The organism is Nitrospirillum iridis, assembly GCF_014205765.1.
Classification (GTDB): Bacteria; Pseudomonadota; Alphaproteobacteria; order Azospirillales; family Azospirillaceae; genus Nitrospirillum; species Nitrospirillum iridis.
In genome coordinates this window covers 238,675-256,164 of record NZ_JACIIZ010000004.1, presented here as the reverse complement: position 1 = coordinate 256,164, position 17,490 = coordinate 238,675, and the positions used below count along the sequence as shown (strand labels likewise).

At 68.6% G+C, this 17,490-nt stretch carries 13 protein-coding genes; 5 read left to right on the top strand and 8 right to left on the bottom strand.

Annotated features, from left to right (window positions below; genetic code table 11):
- Positions 1 to 79 precede the first annotated feature (79 nt).
- The 6 genes from FHS74_RS08610 to FHS74_RS08585 are packed head-to-tail and all read right to left on the bottom strand — an operon-like array spanning position 80 to position 7,713.
- A complete protein-coding gene (locus FHS74_RS08610) occupies positions 80 to 319 on the bottom strand; it encodes a hypothetical protein (protein ID WP_184799480.1) in 240 nt (79 codons plus the stop codon).
- The gene (locus FHS74_RS08605) at positions 316 to 2,358 is read right to left on the bottom strand and encodes a chemotaxis protein CheA (RefSeq protein WP_184799478.1); all 2,043 of its coding nucleotides are present in this window, start codon (positions 2,356 to 2,358) and stop codon (positions 316 to 318) included. Before FHS74_RS08605 ends, FHS74_RS08610 begins: the two co-directional genes overlap by 4 nt.
- Positions 2,351 to 3,280 (bottom strand): CheR family methyltransferase, encoded by a 930-nt coding sequence (locus tag FHS74_RS08600; protein WP_184799476.1) that lies wholly within the window; start codon positions 3,278 to 3,280, stop codon positions 2,351 to 2,353. The genes FHS74_RS08605 and FHS74_RS08600 overlap by 8 nt, the downstream gene beginning before the upstream one ends.
- Positions 3,277 to 4,383, bottom strand: a complete 1,107-nt coding sequence (gene cheB, locus FHS74_RS08595) for a chemotaxis-specific protein-glutamate methyltransferase CheB (protein WP_184799474.1) — start codon at positions 4,381 to 4,383, stop codon at positions 3,277 to 3,279. The genes FHS74_RS08600 and cheB overlap by 4 nt, the downstream gene beginning before the upstream one ends.
- Positions 4,380 to 5,879, bottom strand: coding sequence for a chemotaxis protein CheW (locus FHS74_RS08590; protein WP_184799472.1), 1,500 nt, complete (start codon positions 5,877 to 5,879; stop codon positions 4,380 to 4,382). Before FHS74_RS08590 ends, cheB begins: the two co-directional genes overlap by 4 nt.
- Before the next feature lie 19 nt (positions 5,880 to 5,898).
- Positions 5,899 to 7,713: a methyl-accepting chemotaxis protein gene (locus tag FHS74_RS08585; protein WP_211106186.1), complete on the bottom strand. Its 1,815-nt coding sequence runs from the start codon at positions 7,711 to 7,713 to the stop codon at positions 5,899 to 5,901.
- Positions 7,714 to 8,134: 421 nt separating this feature from the next.
- On the opposite strand from FHS74_RS08585, the gene FHS74_RS08580 reads away from it, so the two are divergent.
- A complete protein-coding gene (locus tag FHS74_RS08580) occupies positions 8,135 to 8,539 on the top strand; it encodes a hypothetical protein (RefSeq protein WP_184799468.1) in 405 nt (134 codons plus the stop codon).
- Positions 8,540 to 8,561: 22 nt separating this feature from the next.
- Here the strand turns inward: FHS74_RS08580 and msrB are convergent, their stop codons facing one another.
- Positions 8,562 to 8,957: a peptide-methionine (R)-S-oxide reductase MsrB gene (gene msrB / locus FHS74_RS08575; protein ID WP_184799466.1), complete on the bottom strand. Its 396-nt coding sequence runs from the start codon at positions 8,955 to 8,957 to the stop codon at positions 8,562 to 8,564.
- Positions 8,958 to 9,176: 219 nt separating this feature from the next.
- Between msrB and FHS74_RS08570 the strand changes: the two genes are divergently transcribed.
- Positions 9,177 to 9,890, top strand: coding sequence for an MgtC/SapB family protein (locus FHS74_RS08570; protein WP_184799464.1), 714 nt, complete (start codon positions 9,177 to 9,179; stop codon positions 9,888 to 9,890).
- 33 nt (positions 9,891 to 9,923) lie between these two features.
- Here the strand turns inward: FHS74_RS08570 and FHS74_RS08565 are convergent, their stop codons facing one another.
- Positions 9,924 to 11,369: a helix-turn-helix domain-containing protein gene (locus tag FHS74_RS08565; RefSeq protein WP_184799462.1), complete on the bottom strand. Its 1,446-nt coding sequence runs from the start codon at positions 11,367 to 11,369 to the stop codon at positions 9,924 to 9,926.
- 219 nt (positions 11,370 to 11,588) lie between these two features.
- Between FHS74_RS08565 and FHS74_RS08560 the strand changes: the two genes are divergently transcribed.
- The 3 genes from FHS74_RS08560 to scpA are packed head-to-tail and all read left to right on the top strand — an operon-like array spanning position 11,589 to position 17,315.
- Complete coding sequence (locus tag FHS74_RS08560) at positions 11,589 to 13,124, top strand: acyl-CoA carboxylase subunit beta (protein ID WP_184799460.1); 1,536 nt, start codon at positions 11,589 to 11,591, stop codon at positions 13,122 to 13,124.
- 28 nt (positions 13,125 to 13,152) lie between these two features.
- Positions 13,153 to 15,159 carry an acetyl-CoA carboxylase biotin carboxylase subunit gene (locus FHS74_RS08555; protein WP_184799458.1) on the top strand — a complete coding sequence of 669 codons (2,007 nt, stop codon included), beginning with the start codon at positions 13,153 to 13,155 and terminating at the stop codon, positions 15,157 to 15,159.
- 5 nt (positions 15,160 to 15,164) lie between these two features.
- Positions 15,165 to 17,315 carry a methylmalonyl-CoA mutase gene (gene scpA / locus FHS74_RS08550; RefSeq protein WP_184799456.1) on the top strand — a complete coding sequence of 717 codons (2,151 nt, stop codon included), beginning with the start codon at positions 15,165 to 15,167 and terminating at the stop codon, positions 17,313 to 17,315.
- The last annotated feature ends 175 nt before the right edge of the window (positions 17,316 to 17,490 follow it).

The following is a 17,490-nucleotide window of genomic DNA, read 5'->3' as shown; positions in this document are numbered from 1 at the left end:
AGTCATCGGGTTCCACATATACTGCCGGCTCCCTGCTATGTATAGGGGCGCGCCAATAATCTCACCCGCGAAAGACTTATCAGTCTGCCACCAAATGGGGTATGACCCAGTCCCGGAGAAATATATCCTCGGCCATACCGCGTACAGATGGCCGGAAGGCGAGCAATACCTGCACCACCGCGCCATGGAGATGAAGGCATCGGCTGACGTCAACTATGGGATCAGCCGCCCCTTGCAGGGCTGATACCAGGGTTTCTGCGTCCTCGGCGGCGCATGCCCCCTCCAGCCGGATGAAATCATTTTCCACCACCACGGTCATGATTCAGCTTCCCTCGACGGGCCGGGGATGGCGTCGATCAGGCCGGGGACATCCAGAACCATCAGCACCTGCCCATCCCCCAAAAGAGTTGTGCCCAGAAGGCCGGGCATGGCGCGGAGCAATCCCGTCATCGGGCGCAGGACGACATCCCGGCGGCCGATGAAGGCGTCAACCTCCACCGCCACCCGTTCCCCGCCCACGCGCACGACCACCGCCCGCCGCGCGTCGCCGCCTTCCGGCATACTGGGCGCCGCCGTCCCAGACTGAAGACCCAACAGGTCGGCCAGCGCCAGCAAAGGCAGCACGGCGTCGCGCAGCACGAACGCGCGGCCGGCGCGGATGGGACGGATATGGTCCCCCGCCACGCGGGTCGTCTCCACGATCCCGTCCATGGGAATGCCATAGCGCTCACCATTCACGGACACGACCATGACCCGGGCCAGCACCAGATTGAGCGGCAGAACCAGGCGCACCGTCGTTCCCTGCCCAGGCGTGCTGTCGATGCCGACGCTGCCCCCCAGCCGCCCGACGGCGGCGCGCATGGCATCCATGCCGACCCCGCGGCCCGAGAGGTCCGTGACCGCCGCCGCGGTGGAGAAGCCGGGGCGAAACACCAGGTCCAGAACCTGATCGTCGGGCAGGGCGTCAAGGGCGCGGGCGGGCATCAGGCCCCGCTCAGCCGCCGCCCGCCGAATGCGGGCGGGATCCATGCCCCGACCATCGTCCGTCACCTCGATGACCACCTGGTCGTCCTCGCGCCGGGCCCGCAAAACGATCCGCGACCGGACGGGCTTGCCCTGGGCCGTCCGCTCCGTGGCCAGCTCGATGCCGTGGTCGACGGCATTGCGCAGGAGATGGGTCAGCGGCTCGAACAACCCCTCAACGACGCCCTTGTCGACCTGGACGTCCTGGCCCTCGACGGCGAGGTCGACCTCCTTGCCCAGTGCCGTCGCCATTTCCCGCACCATCCGGGGAAAGCGGCGCAACAGGGGCAGCAGGGGCACCAGCCGGATGCCCATGACCGTGCGATGCAGACGGCCCACCAGCCGATCCAGGGCGGCCTGCCGGTCGCCCAGGCTGCGGACCGCAGCCTCCCCCCCCCCTGTGGCGGCGCCCACCGCCGGGCCTGTCATCTGAGCGACCAGATCGGACAGGGCGTTCTTGGTGACGACCAGTTCATCCACCAGTTCCGCCAGGGCATCGATCCGCCCTGAATCCACGCGCAGGGTGCGGCCCACCGTATCCGCGATCATTGGGGCCGGGGGGGCGACGGCCGCCAGGACAGCCGGAGGGGGTGACCAGGCGACCACTTGGATCTGGTCGGGCATGAAACGGAAGGGCGCCCTGACCGCGTCCGGCGCGGCGTTGGACAATATCTCCACCACCAGGTCGCAGGCATAGGGGTCGTACACGTCATCCGGCGGGGCGACGGCATCACCCGCCCGGCCGATGCGCAAGGCGACCAGGCCAGGGACCCGGCGAACCAAGGCGATGGGATCCTCCCCCCGGAAATAGCAGCCCGGGTCCGGCGCGTAGCGCAGGGCCGTCAGCGTGGGATGGCGCGCCGGGTCCAATCCCCGCGTCCGAAACAGATCCTCGATCCAGGCGGTGTCCGCCGGGAGCGTCGTGCCAACTGAGGCGGCGGGGCCATCATCGCCCAGGAAGCGGCGCAGCCGTCCCACCAGGTGGGCCGCCGCCTCGCCCGCGTCGGCCGGCAGCGCGCCCGACGTCGCCGCCAAGGCCCCAAGCCAGCGCTCCGTCTGGGCGGTGGCGGAGATCAGGGCATCCACTCCTGGGCGCGACAGAGGCAGGCGGCCATCGCGCCAGGCCCCCAACAGGTCCTCCGCCACGTGCAGCACCTGGCCCATGGCCGGCAGGTCGAACAACCCCACCGATCCCTTCAGCGTATGGATGGCGCGGAAGGCCTGGTCGATCAGGCCGGCATCGTCGGGGGTGTCCTCCAATGCCAGCAGGGCGTCGCTCGCCTGCTGCACCTGCTCCGGGCCTTCGACCAGGAATTGTTCCAGAAGCTCATCCATGGGGGCCGCCCCCATCCTTGCGCCCGCCCGCCCTGCTATCCCGGGGCCGCTGATAGATGACGGCATCCTCGAACCGCCGCACCTCGAACCGGTCGGTCAGGCGCGCCAGCGATTCCGAATGCCCGAGACACAGGAAGCCGCCCGGCGCCAAGCGATCATAAAGATTGTCGACCGCGACGTGACGGGACGCATCATCAAAATAAATCAGTAGGTTACGGCAAAAGATGATGTCGAACGCCCCATGGATGGCCAAGGTTTCGGCATCCACCAGATTGGCGGTGGTGAAGCTGACCGATTCCCGAAGGTCCTGGATCAGTTCGAAGTCGGCGCCACGGACGCCACCCGGCAGCGGTTCGAAGTAGTCCCGCACCAGCTCCTCCGGCAGGTGGGCCAGCGCCCTGACGGAGTAGCGCCCGAGACGCGCCTCCGCCAAGGCTTGGGTATCGATGTCGGAACCGACGATTTCCACATGATAGGCATCCACCAGCCGCCAATTTTCCAGCAGCCAGAGCGCGATCGAGTACGGCTCCTCCCCTGTCGAGCACGGCAGTGACCAGATGCGGATCTTGTCACCGGCCCCCCGGGTGGCGACGACTTCCGGCAACAGGTCGCGGCTCATGCTCAGCAGCTGACGGTCCTCGCGGTAGAAATACGTCTCGTTGATCGTGAAGCTGTTGATCAGCCGCTCGATTTCGCTGGCATCCGCCCGCAGCCGGGCGAAGTAGTCGGCGAAGGTGGCGGCACCGATGGCCGCCATGCGGCCCGCCAGCCGGCGGTCGATGTAATAGCGTTTGCTCTCGCCGAACTGCATGCCGGTGCGCACGTACAGGAACTCGCAAAACCGGCCCAGATCGGTGGCGCTGAGCAAGGGCGGTTGCCCGGCCTGCGGTGGTGGGCGCGGCGGGGCGCGGCGACGGGTCATCGGCCCTCCACCAGGCGAACGAGCTGGCCAGCGATCTGATCCAGCGGCGTCACGCAGTCCGCCCCGCCCCGCCGGACCAGTTCCCCCGGCATGCCCCAGACCACCGCCGTCTCCTCGGCCTCGGCGATGGTGCGGCCGCCGCCGTCACGCATGCGGGTCATGAACTCGGCCCCATCATAGCCCATGCCCGTCATCAGCACCCCCACCAGGCGGCGGGGGTCGACCAAGCCCAACGCGCTCTCGACCAGCCGGTCGACGCTGGGGTGCCAGCGATACTCGGCCTTGGCTGGCACCGGCAAGGCCATCAGGCCGGCAGGCCGCATGCCCATCACCAGATCGGCATCCCCCTTGCCGATATAGACGTGGCCGGCCTCGATGCGCGTCGGCCGTGTCACCTCCCGCACCGTCAGGGCGCACAAGCCGTCCAGCCGGCGGGCCAGGGGGCCGGTGAAGCTGGCCGGCATGTGCTGCGCCACCAGGACGGGCCAGGGGAAAGCCGCTGGAAGGCCCGTCAACAGGGCGTCCAGCGCCGGCGGACCGCCGGTGGAGCATCCCACGATCACCAAGCCGGGCGGTGCCCGCTTCCCCACGGCAGCCCCCTCGCTTCCCTCGACGGCGACATCCGTTAGGGCGCGAACACGCGTGGGTTTGGCGGCCAGGCCTCCTCCCTGGCGCCGCACCCGCTCCGTCAAGCGATGGGACCGGCGCAGGCGCGCGGTCGCCGCCACCCGCACCTTCTCCACCAGGCTGGGTCCCAATTGATCCATCTTCAGCGAGATGGCGCCATCCGGCTTCTGGATGAAATCAACCGCGCCCAGCGCCAAGGCCTCCAGCGTCACCTCGGCCCCGGCCTCGGTCAGCGACGACACCATGACGACGGGGCACGGGCGCTCCACCATGATCTGATCCAGGCAGGTCAGCCCATCCATCTGGGGCATGTTGACGTCCAGGGTGACCACGTCCGGCTTGAACTCCCGCACCTGCGCCAGCGCCTCCACCCCGTCGCGGGCGAGCGCCACCTCGAAATCGCCGGTGGCGGTGAACAGGTCACCCAGAAGGCGGCGGATCAGCGCGCTGTCATCGACGATCAGAAGACGGATCACGGCGCCGCCGAACCGGGGGCGCCCTCCGCCCCGCCCAGCGTGTCGTCAAGCGCCGCCAACAGATCGCGCTCCGCCTGATCCAGCAGCGCCTGCGGCTGGATCAGCAAGATCATGCGGCCCACCCCGTCGGCCGTCTCCAGGTTGGCGATACGGTCGAACAGGGGGGCCCCGTCCGCCGCCGCCAGGCCCGGCGTTTCCCGCACCCGGTCGGCGGGCAGGCGCAGAATCTCCGACACGGCGTCGACGGCGAACCCCGCCAGCGTGCCGTTGACACGGGTGACGATCACGCGCCGGCGACGGGCCGCCCCCGCGCCGTCGATGCCGAAGCGTCCACGCTGGTCAATGACCGGCAGCACCTGGCCGCGCAGGTTCATGACCCCCTCGATGAACGCGGGCGCCCGGGGCAAGCGGGTCAGCGTGTCGGGCAGGCGCACCACTTCCTCGACCGCGTCGATGGGCAGGCCATATTCCTCGTCCCCCAATCGGAAGACGACGATCCGCTCCCCCGCCGCGTCCTGATGCCGGTCCGTCATGTCGGCTGACCTTTCATCGCCCTCTTCCGCCCGCCGGCCGTCCGACAGGATGCGGGCCATGCCGTCCTCCCGGAACAGCCGCTCGCCGGACAGGATGGAAACCAGCCCGCGCCCATCGGGCAGCCGACAGATGGCCCCGATCTGGGCCTCCCCCCGGCCGCGGTTCAGCAGTGCCGGTACGGCGCCGACGCTGGTGGCCGGCACGCGCAGAATGGCGTTGAGGCGATCCACCAGCAAGCCCACGCGGGCGTTGCCGATATGGGCGACGATGACCCGCGCGCGGGCATCCATGCCCCCCCGGCCAAGACCCAGCAACACGCGCAGCGAAACGATGGGCAGCAGGGTGCCGCGCAGGGTCACCACGCCCACCATGGCCTCATCCGTGCGGGGAAGTGTGGCCAGATGATCCGGCACGGTGATGGCTTCCCCCACCTCCGCCAAGGGCAGGGCGTAATCCTGGCCCGCCAACTCAAAACTCAGGAACGCCCGCTCGTCCTTGGCCCGCACGGCGGCGGGCGGCGTAGCCCGGCCCCCGGTCCCGGCCCCGCCGCCCTTGGCCAGGCCAGCGAAATCACGTCGAAGCAACGCCGCGAGGTCCAGCAGGCGCGTGGCGCCGTCGCAATCGGCGTAAAGGGTGCCGGGCGCCACCGGGCCACCACTCGCGTCCGCCTCCAGCGTGACCAGGGCCCCCACCTCGTCCACGGACACGGCCACCGGCTCGCCCGCCTGCAACAGCAGAACGCGCGACGCGGCCGTGACCGGTGCCTCCTGACCGCCCATCAGGCGGGCCAGGGAGACGACCGGCACCACGGCGCCGCGCACGTTGGTCACCCCCATCAGGCCGGACGGCGCATGGGGCACGCGGGTGACCTTCATACGGCGGAACACCTCGGTCACGTCACCGGCGGCGGCGGCCAGTCGGGTGGCGCCGATGCGGAAGGTCAGAACCTTTTGCCGGCCCATGCCGGGCCCCGGCCCCACCTCAGCCCCCGGACTTCTGAAGTTCATCGGCCAGGGAGGCGATCTCCTCGATGGCGGCGGCCAAATCCTCCGCCCCGCGCGATTGCTGCCGGGCGGCGGTGGCCGCCTGGATGGCGGCGGCACCCGCAAGCTCCGCCGCCTGGGCGATCTGTTCAACACCGGACTGCACGTCCCGCACCGTGTTGGCGATCGCCCCGGCGCCGCTGGCGATTTCGACGCTGATGGCGCGCAGATCGTCGGCACCCTGCTCCACAGTCCCCAGCCGGACGTTGATTTCCTTGTTCTTCTGGACCTCGGCTTCCGTCACGACGACGATCTGTTCCAGGTCGCGGCGGACGTAATTCACCTGGTTTTGCAGCACCCGCACCAGATCCTTGGCCCGGTCCGCGTTTTCAGCCGATTCCCTGGCCAGCGCGCGAATGTCGGTGGACACGACGGCGAACCCCTGCCCCTGGTCGCCCGTCCGCGCCGCCTCGACCGAGCCGCTGACCGCTAGCATGGTGGTCTGCACCGCCAGGATGGCGATAGCGTCGACGATCTTCTCCATGCGCCGGCCCGTATCCTCCAGCGTGCCGACCAGGCCGATCACCGCGCGGGTTTCAACCAGGGCGTCACTGACCCCGGTGGTCAACCGGATCACCACCCCCCGGCTTTCCCGCAGGCGGGCCAGCGCACGCTCCACCCCGTCCAACGCCCTGGCCGCGATCTCCCCGGTGGACTGGGCCGCCCGCTGCATCTGGGCCATGGCGGCGCCGGACTCCTGGGTGGCCGCCGCCTGCATCTGCGCGCCGCGATTGATCTGGTTGATGGCGATCAGGATTTCCCCCGCCGCCCCCGCCAGCTGCTGCACGGCGGCCGACAACTGCTCCGCCGACGCGCCGACCTCTTCCGCCAGCGTGGCGCGGCGGTCATCCTCGCGCAACCCCTCGGACAGTTCGGCCAGGGCCTCGGCCGTCTGCCGGCTCTGGTCCAGCGCCTCGCTCTGCTGCGCGATGGAACGCTGGGCTTCCGCCGCGGCGGCCGCCTGTTCCTCCGCCGCGCTGGAGACGGATTCGGCCGCCTTCTGGGCCTCTCGCGCGGCGGCGTCCGCCTCCACCGTGGCCATCAGAATGTCCTGCGCGCCGTCCACCAGTTCCGCCAGGTCGGCACGCATGATGGCCAACTGCCCCGATACCGCGCGGGCCGCCGCCGCCTCGGCCTTCGCGGCGGCGGCGGCGGCGCGGATCCGGGCGGCGATCACCCGCACTTCATCAATGATGGCATCGGCCAGGGTCTGCACGTCATGGGATCGCTTTTCCGACGCCTCCGCCAAGGCGCGCACCTCGTCCGCCACCACGGCGAACCCCCGGCCATGGTCCCCGGCCCGGGCCGCCTCGATAGCGGCGTTCAGCGCCAGCAGTCCGGTCTGGTCCGAAATGTCGGCCACCACCCGCGTGATGTCGCCGACCGCGCCGGCATGCTGTTCCAGGGTGACCACCACCTCGACCGATTTCAGTTGCCGCTCGGCACTGGCCATCACGGCCGCCACCGACGCCTCGATCAGGGTCGCCGCCTCGGTCAGCTGGGTCTGCAGGCTCAGGGTGCGGGTGCGGGACTGGTCCGCCCGCCCGCGTGACTGCGCGAAGGCGGACGCCATGGCCACCACCGCCGCCAACGATTCGTGGCTGGCGCTGGCCGCCTCCTCCGCCGCGGCGGAAATCTGCTCCATGGACCGGCGCAATTCCTCGGCCGCCGCCGCCGCCTCGGCCACGCCGCTGGCCAGTTCCTCGGTTGCCGCGGCGACCCGCTCCGTCACGGTCTGTCGGGTGGCGGCCACCGGGCGCCGAGGGCGCTTGGGCGTCGGGGCCCCCGGGATCGGGGCGGTCGGCTGCTCCGCCGTCTGACTGGGGGCCTGGCCACGCGCCCTGCCTTTTACCCCTGCCAGCCGTGAGGTCTTAACCAACGCCATGTTCGTACCCCCGAAGCGGACCCCGCAGCCCACAGGCCATCCGCATTTGCGCAACCGCTTCCCCGCCGGGACCGCGACCCGGCGACCTAACCGGTTCATACGCCTTTTCTTTTACAGTCTGGCACCTTTATCCGGCAATCGACGTAAGGCCATAGGCTATACGGTAGGCGCCCGTCCGAGGCACGTTGCCTTCGGGGCGCGGAGATCATATGACGGCCGATAACAAGCACTTCACCGGCGGCATGATCACCGGTGGATCTTCGGCAAAGCTTTTTGGATGGGGGTAGCGGTGCGCTCAATTTCCAGGATCGCGGCGGCGGCGCTGTCGCTTGCCAGCCTTCCCCTCACGGCCCATGCCGGCGCGCCAACGGAGGTCGAGGTGGTGCGCAACGGCGATGACGGCGTGACCGTCACCCTGGCCGCCAGCGTCGCCCAGGCCTTCGGGCGCAGCGACGCCTTCGTGCTCAGCGGCGGCGGAAGGGCCAACGCCCTGGTGGTGGTGGTGCAGAGCCCCACGGCCGCCGCGCGCGCCGGAATCCACTACAAGCTGGCCTTCCCCATCCGCTTCACCTCAGTCCAGGGCCAGACCCTGGGCTTCAGCGAGGTGACCTGCCAGGAGAACACCCTGGACAAGTGCGCCGACCAGGTGGTCACCGCCGCCGGCCCCGCCGCGGCCAAGTTGGGCCGGCACTGAGGTCCTTCTCGCCCCGCCGGCCTCAATCGGCCTCGAAGTTCATGGCCACGCCGTTGATGCAATAACGCTGGTGCGTCGGCGGCGGCCCATCGGGGAAGACATGCCCCAGGTGGCTACCGCAGCGGGCGCAGTGGACCTCGGTCCGCACCATGCCGTGGCTGCGATCCACCGTGGTGGCGACGGAACCCTCCACGGGATCGTTGAAGCTGGGCCAGCCGGTGCCGCTCTCGAACTTGCGGGTGGACTGGAACAGCGGCTGGCCGCAACCGGCGCAGGAGAACAGGCCCGGCCGCTTCTCATGGTTCAGGGCGCAGCTGCCCGGCCGCTCGGTGCCGTGGCCGCGCATGACGGCGTACTGTTCCGGTGTCAGCAACTGGCGCCATTCCTCGTCCGTGCGCACGACCTCGTAGTCACCCATGCCCCAAGCTCCTTTCCGGTGGCGGCTCACCGCCGCCCGTCTCCGCTCAAATCACCATCGATATGGGGCGCGCGTCCGCGCTTTGCCACATCGTCGCAACGGCACCAGCCCCCTCCCCGGCGCTTGTCTTATAGACCGGCGGCGGTCATAAACGACACCGCCTGTTAGCGCCCCGGCGCGCCGTCCGGCCCGCGTCCCAAAGATAAAGAGAAGACAAGGATGATAGGCGATCTGACGAACCCGCTGGAGGTGGTGCTCCGCCTGGCCACGGCCCTGGCCCTGGGTTCGACCATCGGCTTTGAGCGCCAGTTGCACCAGAAGATGGCCGGCCTGCGCACCAACGCCCTGGTGGCCCTGGGTTCCGCCGGCTTCGTCATCTTCTCCGCCATGGTGGGCCAGGGCGACCCCACCCGCGTGGCCGCCCAGGTGGTGTCGGGCATCGGCTTCCTGGGCGCCGGCGTCATCCTGCGCGAGGGCGTGAACGTCCATGGGCTGAACACCGCCGCGACATTGTGGTGCTCCGCCATGGTGGGCACCTTCGCCGGTGGCGGCTATCTGCTGCCCAGCCTGGCGGCGGCGGGTTTCGTGGTGGTCACCAACCTGATCCTGCGCCCGCTGGTACGCCGCATGAACCGGCGCATCCTGGTGGCCGTGGATGTGGAGACGCACTACACCGTCTCCGTCACCTGCAAGGGGGCGGAGGAGGCGCACATCCGGTCCCTGCTCATGCACGCCCTGACCCACGGGGGGCTGGGCCTGCGCCGCATCGACAGTCAGGACGTGCCGGAGACCACCAAGGTCGACGTGACCGCCAAGGCGGTCTCCCCCTCCCGCAACGACGCGGCGCTGGAACAGATGGTGGGACGCCTCAGCCTGGAACCCTACGTCTACGCCGTCAGCTGGGAAGTGGAACGGGCCGAACCGGAAGGCTGACTTCCTGGATAGCCCGAGACGCCCCCCCTGGGGCTACTTCACCCCCGCCGGCGTCATGCTGAACGGCACGACGTGACGCTCGTGGCCCGCGATGGCAAGTCCGCGCCCGATGGAGGGGAAGGCGCGGTGGCGGCAGTCGTCGCGGTCGCAGACCTTGCAGCTGGAGCCGATCGGTACCGCCGTCTCCTGGTTCTGCAAATCCAGACCGGCGGAATAGACCAGATCCGCCGCATGGCTGATCTCGCAGCCCAGGCCCAGCGCCGCCTCGCGCGGGCGGGACAGGTGGCCGCCGCCGGTCATGGTGACGGTCCGGGCGATGCAGAGATAGGTGATGCCGTCCGGCGTGCGCGCCACCTGCACCAGGATGCGGCCCGGCTGGGCGAAGGCCTCATGCACGTTCCACAGGGGGCAGGCGCCGCCGAAGCGGGCGAACTGGAACCGGGTGGCGCTGCTGCGCTTGAAGATGTTACCCGCCCGGTCGACCTTCAGGAAATAGAACGGGATGCCGGCATTGCCCGGCCGCTGCATGGTGCTGAGCCGGTGGCACACCTGCTCGAAACTGGTGCCGAAATGGTGCTGCAGCCGCTCGATATCATGGCGCACCAGGCGCGCCTGCGTGAGGAAGCGACCATAGGGCAGGATCAGGGCGCCGGCGAAATAGTTGGCCAGGCCGGTGTAGGCCAGGGCGCGCGCCTCCGGACTGCCCAGCGGCGCCTTGCGCACCTCCTCTTCGATCAGGGGGGCGAATTGCATGCGGCCGATCTGCTGCGCCAGGAAGAAGATGCGGCTTTCGCGCGGCGCGCTTTCCGCCAGGTGCAGCTGGCGGGATCCCGGATCATAGCGCCACAGCACCCCTTCGTTTCCCAGCGCCGCCGATACGGCGCAGGTCACGGCGTGCTGGTCGCGCAGATAGTCGATCAGATCTTCCAATAGACGGGTGGAGGCGAAACCCTGGTTTTCAAACAGGGTTTCCGCGGCCACGTCCAAGGCGGCGAAGTGGTTGCGCTTGCTCTGCACGAAATCACGCACGTCGTCGTAGGGGAAGGGGGCGGTGCCCCCCGCCTCCGCCCCGGCGGCTTCGAAATCCTGGTCCAGGCGATGGCGCGCCCCCTCCTCCATCAAATGCTGGTAGGCGCGATAGAGCTTGATGAACTGGCTGGCGATGCCGGGGGCGGCGCGCACGGCGTCGCTGATGGCGCTCAAGCCCGAGCCATCGTCGGCGAACAGGGGATCGCCCAGCACCTCACGCAGTTCGCTGCCAAGCCGCAAGTCACGGTCATCGGCGAAATGGCGCGGTTCCACCCCGAAGACGGCGGAGATGGCGCCCAGGGCCGCGATGCTGAGGGGACGTTGATTGTTCTCGATCTGGCTTAGATAGCTCATCGACAGGTGGCTGGCCCGCGCCAGGGCGGACAGCGCCATGCCCCGCTGCTGACGCAGCCGCCGCACCCGTTCGCCCGCGAAAATCTTGCCCGCCATGACCGCCGATCCACCCTATGTCTTCACAAAATTTACAAAATAACCGGCCCGGCGTCGCACGATTTCGCGTGGCATCCGCTTGAACTGGGATCACAGTGTTTGCAAACATCGCAGCTGTCAATCGGGGCGGGCGGGCCCCGTCACGCCTTTGCCCCGCCCCAGCAGAAGCCACCAATCGCCACCGCTAAGGTGCCGCCATAACCGGTCAGGAGACGGGCGTTGACGCTCACGGTCATTGAAACCCTTGAAGCCAAACGCCAGGGCGCCCGGGCGGGCGGTGGCGAAAAGCGCGTGGCGGCCCAGCATGCCAAGGGCAAGCTGACGGCGCGCGAACGGCTGGAGCTGTTGCTGGACACCGGTTCCTTCGAGGAATGGGACATGTTCGTGGAGCACCGCTGCGCCGATTTCGGCATGGCGGAGCAGAAGGTGCCGGGCGACGGCGTCGTCACCGGCCACGGGACCATCAATGGCCGCCTGGTCTTCGTCTTCAGCCAGGATTTCACCGTCTTCGGCGGGTCGCTGTCGGAAGCGCACGCGGAGAAGATCTGCAAAGTCATGGACCAGGCGATGAAAGTGGGCGCCCCGGTCATCGGCCTGAATGACAGCGGCGGCGCCCGCATCCAGGAAGGTGTCGCCAGCCTGGGCGGCTATGCCGAGGTGTTCCAGCGCAACGTGCTGGCCTCCGGTGTCGTGCCGCAGCTGTCGTTGATCATGGGGCCCTGCGCCGGCGGCGCCGTCTACAGCCCGGCCATGACCGACTTCATCTTCATGGTGAAGGACAGCAGCTACATGTTCGTCACCGGCCCGGACGTGGTGAAGACGGTGACGCACGAGGTGGTGACGGCGGAGGAACTGGGCGGGGCCGTGACCCACACCGCCAAATCCGGCGTGGCCGATCTCGCCTTCAACAACGATGTCGAGGCGCTGCTGCACACCCGCCGGTTCTTCGACTTCCTGCCGCTGTCCAACCGGGAACAGCCGCCCGCCCGCGTCACCGCCGACCCCATCGACCGGCCGGAGCCGTCGCTGGACACCCTGGTGCCGGCCAACCCGAACAAGCCCTACGACATGAAGGAGTTGATCCTGAAGGTCGTGGATGAGGGTGACTTCTTCGAGTTGCAGGCGGACTACGCCCGGAACATCATCATCGGCTTTGGCCGTCTGAACGGGTCGACCGTGGGTTTCGTCGCCAACCAGCCGCTGGTCCTGGCCGGCTGCCTGGACATCGACAGCTCCGTCAAGGCGGCGCGCTTCGTGCGGTTCTGCGACGCCTTCAACATCCCCCTCTGCACCCTGGTGGACGTGCCGGGATTCCTGCCCGGCACGTCTCAGGAATACAATGGCATCATCAAGCATGGCGCCAAGCTGCTGTTCGCCTACGGCGAGGCGACGGTGCCCAAGGTCACCCTGATCACGCGCAAAGCCTATGGCGGCGCCTATGACGTGATGGCGTCCAAGCACCTCCGCGGCGACGTCAACTACGCCTGGCCGTCAGCCGAAATCGCGGTGATGGGTCCCAAAGGCGCCGTCGAGATCATCTTCCGCGGCGACATCGGCGACCCCGCCAAGATCGACGCCCGGACGGAGGAATACCGCGCCAAGTTCGCCAATCCCTTCGTCGCGGCGTCGCGCGGCTACATCGATGACATCATCATGCCGCACAACACCCGCCGCCGCCTGATCAAGGCGTTCTCCATGCTGAAGAACAAGACGCTGGAGAACCCTTGGAAGAAGCACGACAACCTGCCGCTCTGAAACAGCCGCTCTGGGGGCCTGACCCGCGATGTTCTCCAAAATCCTGATCGCCAACCGGGGCGAAATCGCCTGCCGGGTCATCAAGACGGCGCGCCGCATGGGCATCAAGACGGTGGCCGTGTATTCCGAGGCTGACGCCGGCGCCCTGCACGTTCAGATGGCGGACGAGGCCGTGGCCATCGGCCCGGCACCCTCCGCCCAGAGTTACCTGGTGGCCGACCGCATCATCCAGGCCTGCCTGGACACCGGTGCCGAGGCCGTGCACCCCGGCTATGGCTTCCTGTCGGAAAAGGCCGCGTTTTGCGAAGCGCTCAAGGCCGCCGGCATCGCCTTCATCGGGCCCGACGTCCACGCCATCGGCGCCATGGGCGACAAGATCGAGTCCAAGAAGCTGGCCAAGGCCGCCGGCGTCAGCACCGTGCCCGGCTATCTGGGCGTCATCAAGGACGATGAGGAGGCGGTGCGCATCGCCCATGACATCGGCTATCCGGTGATGATCAAAGCCTCGGCTGGCGGCGGCGGCAAAGGCATGCGCGTCGCCTGGGACGACACCCAGACGCGCGAAGGCTTCCGCAGCGCCAGTAACGAGGCGCGGTCCAGCTTCGCCGACGACCGGGTGTTCATCGAGAAGTACGTGACCGAGCCCCGGCACATCGAAATCCAGGTGATGGCCGATGCCTTTGGGAACTGCGTCTATCTGGGTGAGCGTGAATGCAGCATCCAGCGTCGCCACCAGAAGGTGATCGAGGAGGCGCCCAGCCCGTTCCTGGACGCGGCCACGCGCAAGGCCATGGGTGAGCAGGCCGTGGCCCTGGCGCAGGCGGTGCAGTACCGCAGCGCCGGCACGGTGGAGTTCATCGTCGACAAGGACCGTAACTTCTATTTCCTGGAGATGAATACCCGCCTGCAGGTGGAACATCCGGTGACGGAGATGATCACCGGCCTGGACCTGGTGGAACTGATGATCCGCGTGGCGGCGGGCGAAAAGCTGCCGCTGACCCAGGACGACGTGAAACTCACCGGCTGGGCCCTGGAATCCCGCGTCTACGCTGAGGAGCCGACGCGTAATTTCCTGCCGTCCATCGGCCGCGTCACCCGCTACCGCCCGCCGGCCGAGGGCCCGGGCGCCCAGGACGGCAGTGTCGTCCGCGTGGATACCGGCATCCATGAGGGCGGCGAGATCAGCATGTTCTACGACCCCATGATCGCCAAGCTGATCACCTACGGCCCCGACCGCGCCACCGCCATCGCGGCCATGGGCGACGCGCTGGACCGCTTCCAGATTCGCGGCGTGGGCCACAACATCAGCTTCCTGGCGGCACTGGTGGAGTCGCGCCGCTTCGGCGAAGGCCGGTTGACGACCAACTTCATCGCCGAGGAATTCCCCGACGGCTTCCACGGCCGCGAACTGCCGGCCGAGGTGCTGACCCGCCTGCTGGCCGTGGCCGCCAGCATCCACCGCCGCCGGGTGGAGCGGGACGCCACCATTTCCGGCCAGATGCCGGGGCACCACCGCGTGGTGCCGTCATCCTGGGTGGTGCGCGCCGGCCGTGACAACCACCCGGTGGAGGTCACCGCCGTGGATGGCGGGCACGACGTGGCGCTGGGGGACCAGACGCTGGCGGTGCGCGGCGACGAATGGGAACCCGGCCAGCCGCTGTGGACCGGCACCGTGGACGGCCATGCCCTGGCGGTGCAGGTGGACGGCACCGGCATCGGCTATCGCCTGTTCCACGGCGGGGCGGAGATCGAGGTCCAGGTGCTGACGGCCCGCGCGGCGGAGTTCGCCGCCCTGATGCCGGTCAAGGCCAAGCCGGACATGTCCAAGTTCCTGCTGTCGCCCATGCCGGGCCTGCTGGTCACCGTGGCGGTGTCGGTGGGCGACGAGGTCAAGGCCGGCCAGGAACTGGCGGTGGTGGAGGCCATGAAGATGGAAAACATCCTGCGCGCCGAAGCCGACGGCACCGTCAAGAAGATCGCGGCCGAGAAGGGTTCGTCCCTGGCCGTCGACCAGATCATCATCGAGTTCGAGTGACCATCATGAGCGACTTCCCGCAAAAGACCCTGGCCGATTGGCAGCGCCTGGCCGCCAAGGAATTCGGTGCCGATGCCGAAGGACTGGTGCGCACCACGCCCGAAGGCATCGCGGTGAAGCCGCTTTACACGGCGGCCGACCTGGAAGGTCTGGCGGTGGAAAGCCTGCCAGGCTTCGCCCCCTATACCCGTGGTCCCCGCGCCACCATGTACAGCCACCGGCCGTGGACCATCCGCCAGTACGCGGGCTTTTCCACGGCGGAGGAAAGCAACCGCTTCTACAAGGCCAATCTGGCGGCCGGCCAGATGGGCCTGTCGGTCGCCTTCGACCTGGCCACCCATCGTGGTTATGACAGCGACCACCCCCGGGTGGTGGGTGACGTGGGCAAGGCCGGTGTGGCCATCGACAGCGTGGAGGACATGAAGACACTGTTCGACGGCATCCCGTTGGACAAGATGAGCGTGTCCATGACCATGAACGGCGCCGTGCTGCCCGTGCTGGCCGGCTACATCGTGGCGGCGGAGGAGCAGGGCGTCACCCAGGACAAGCTGTCTGGCACCATCCAGAACGACATCCTGAAGGAGTTCATGGTCCGCAACACCTACATCTACCCGCCCACCCCCAGCATGCGCATCGTGGCCGACATCATTGAGTACACGGCGCTGAACATGCCCAAGTTCAACTCCATCTCCATCAGCGGCTACCACATGCAGGAAGCCGGGGCGACGGCGGTGCAGGAGCTGGCCTTCACCCTGGCGGACGGGCTGGAATATGTGCGGGCGGCGGCGTCCAAGGGCCTGAAGGTCGACCAGTTCGCGCCGCGCCTGTCCTTCTTCTTCGCCATCGGCATGAACTTCTTCATGGAGGTGGCGAAGCTGCGCGCCGCCCGCCTGCTGTGGGCCAAGCTGATGAAGAAGCATTTCGATCCGCAGGACCCGCGCTCGCTGGCCTTGCGCACCCACTGCCAGACCTCGGGCGTCAGTCTGACGGAGCAGGACCCCTACAACAACGTGGTGCGCACCACCATCGAGGCCTTGGCCGCCGTGCTGGGCGGCACGCAGTCGCTGCACACCAACAGCTTTGACGAGGCGCTGGGCCTGCCCACGCCCTTCTCCGCCCGCATCGCCCGCAACACCCAGTTGATCATCGCCGAGGAAACGGGTGTGCCCCACGTGGTCGACCCGCTGGGCGGCAGCTATTACGTGGAGAGCCTGACCCACAGCCTGGTGGCCGAGGCAGAAAAGCTGATCGATCAGGTGGAGGGCATGGGCGGCATGACCAAGGCCGTGGACAGCGGCCTGCCCAAGCTGATGATCGAGGAGGCGGCGGCCCGCCGCCAGGCCCGTATCGACCGGGGCGAGGAAGTGGTGGTCGGCGTCAACAAGTACCGCCCCCAGAACCCGGAACGGGTCGACGTTCTGGACATCGACAACACCGCCGTGCGTGAGGCCCAGATCGCCCGCTTGCGGCAGATCCGCGCCACCCGCGACGACGCGGCGGTCACGGCGGCACTGGAAGCGCTGACCCAGGGTGCGGCCGATGGCACCGGCAACCTGCTGGATCTGGCGATCCAGGCCACCCGCGCCCGCGCCACGGTGGGCGAAATCAGCGACGCGCTGGAAAAGGTCTTCACCCGCCACCGCGCCGTCATCCGCTCCGTCAGCGGGGTTTATGGCTCGGCTTACGATGGCGATGAGGGCTTCGCCCGCATCCGCAAGGATGTGGAGACCTTCGCGGAAGCGGAGGGCCGCCGGCCGCGCATGCTGGTGGTGAAGATGGGCCAGGACGGCCACGACCGGGGCGCCAAGGTCATCGCCACCGCCTTCGCCGACATCGGCTTCGACGTCGACGTCGGCCCGCTGTTCCAGACGCCGGAGGAGGCGGCCCGCCAGGCGGTGGAGAACGACGTGCACGTCATCGGCGTGTCGTCGCAGGCGGCGGGACACAAGACCCTGGTGCCGGCCCTGATCGACAGCCTGAAGGCCCAGGGTGCGGGCGACATCCTGGTGGTGTGCGGCGGCGTCATCCCGCCGCAGGACTACGACATGCTGTACCAGGCAGGTGCGGCCGCCATCTATGGCCCCGGCACCAACATCCCCACCGCCGCCGCGGAAATCCTGGAGATCCTGAGCAAGGGGCGCCCCCAGGCCGCGTAAGGGCCTTAAGCGGATCGCCCGAAGGCGGCATCGCCTTTGGGCGTGAAGCGGCGCGCGGACGGACGCGCGCGGGAGCCGGCCTCGGCCCCGGAAAATTCCACACTGTCACATGGCCGCGCCCCTGGCCCTCACCACCCCACATTGATAGGATCCACCGGTTCGGGCGGCATCGGAT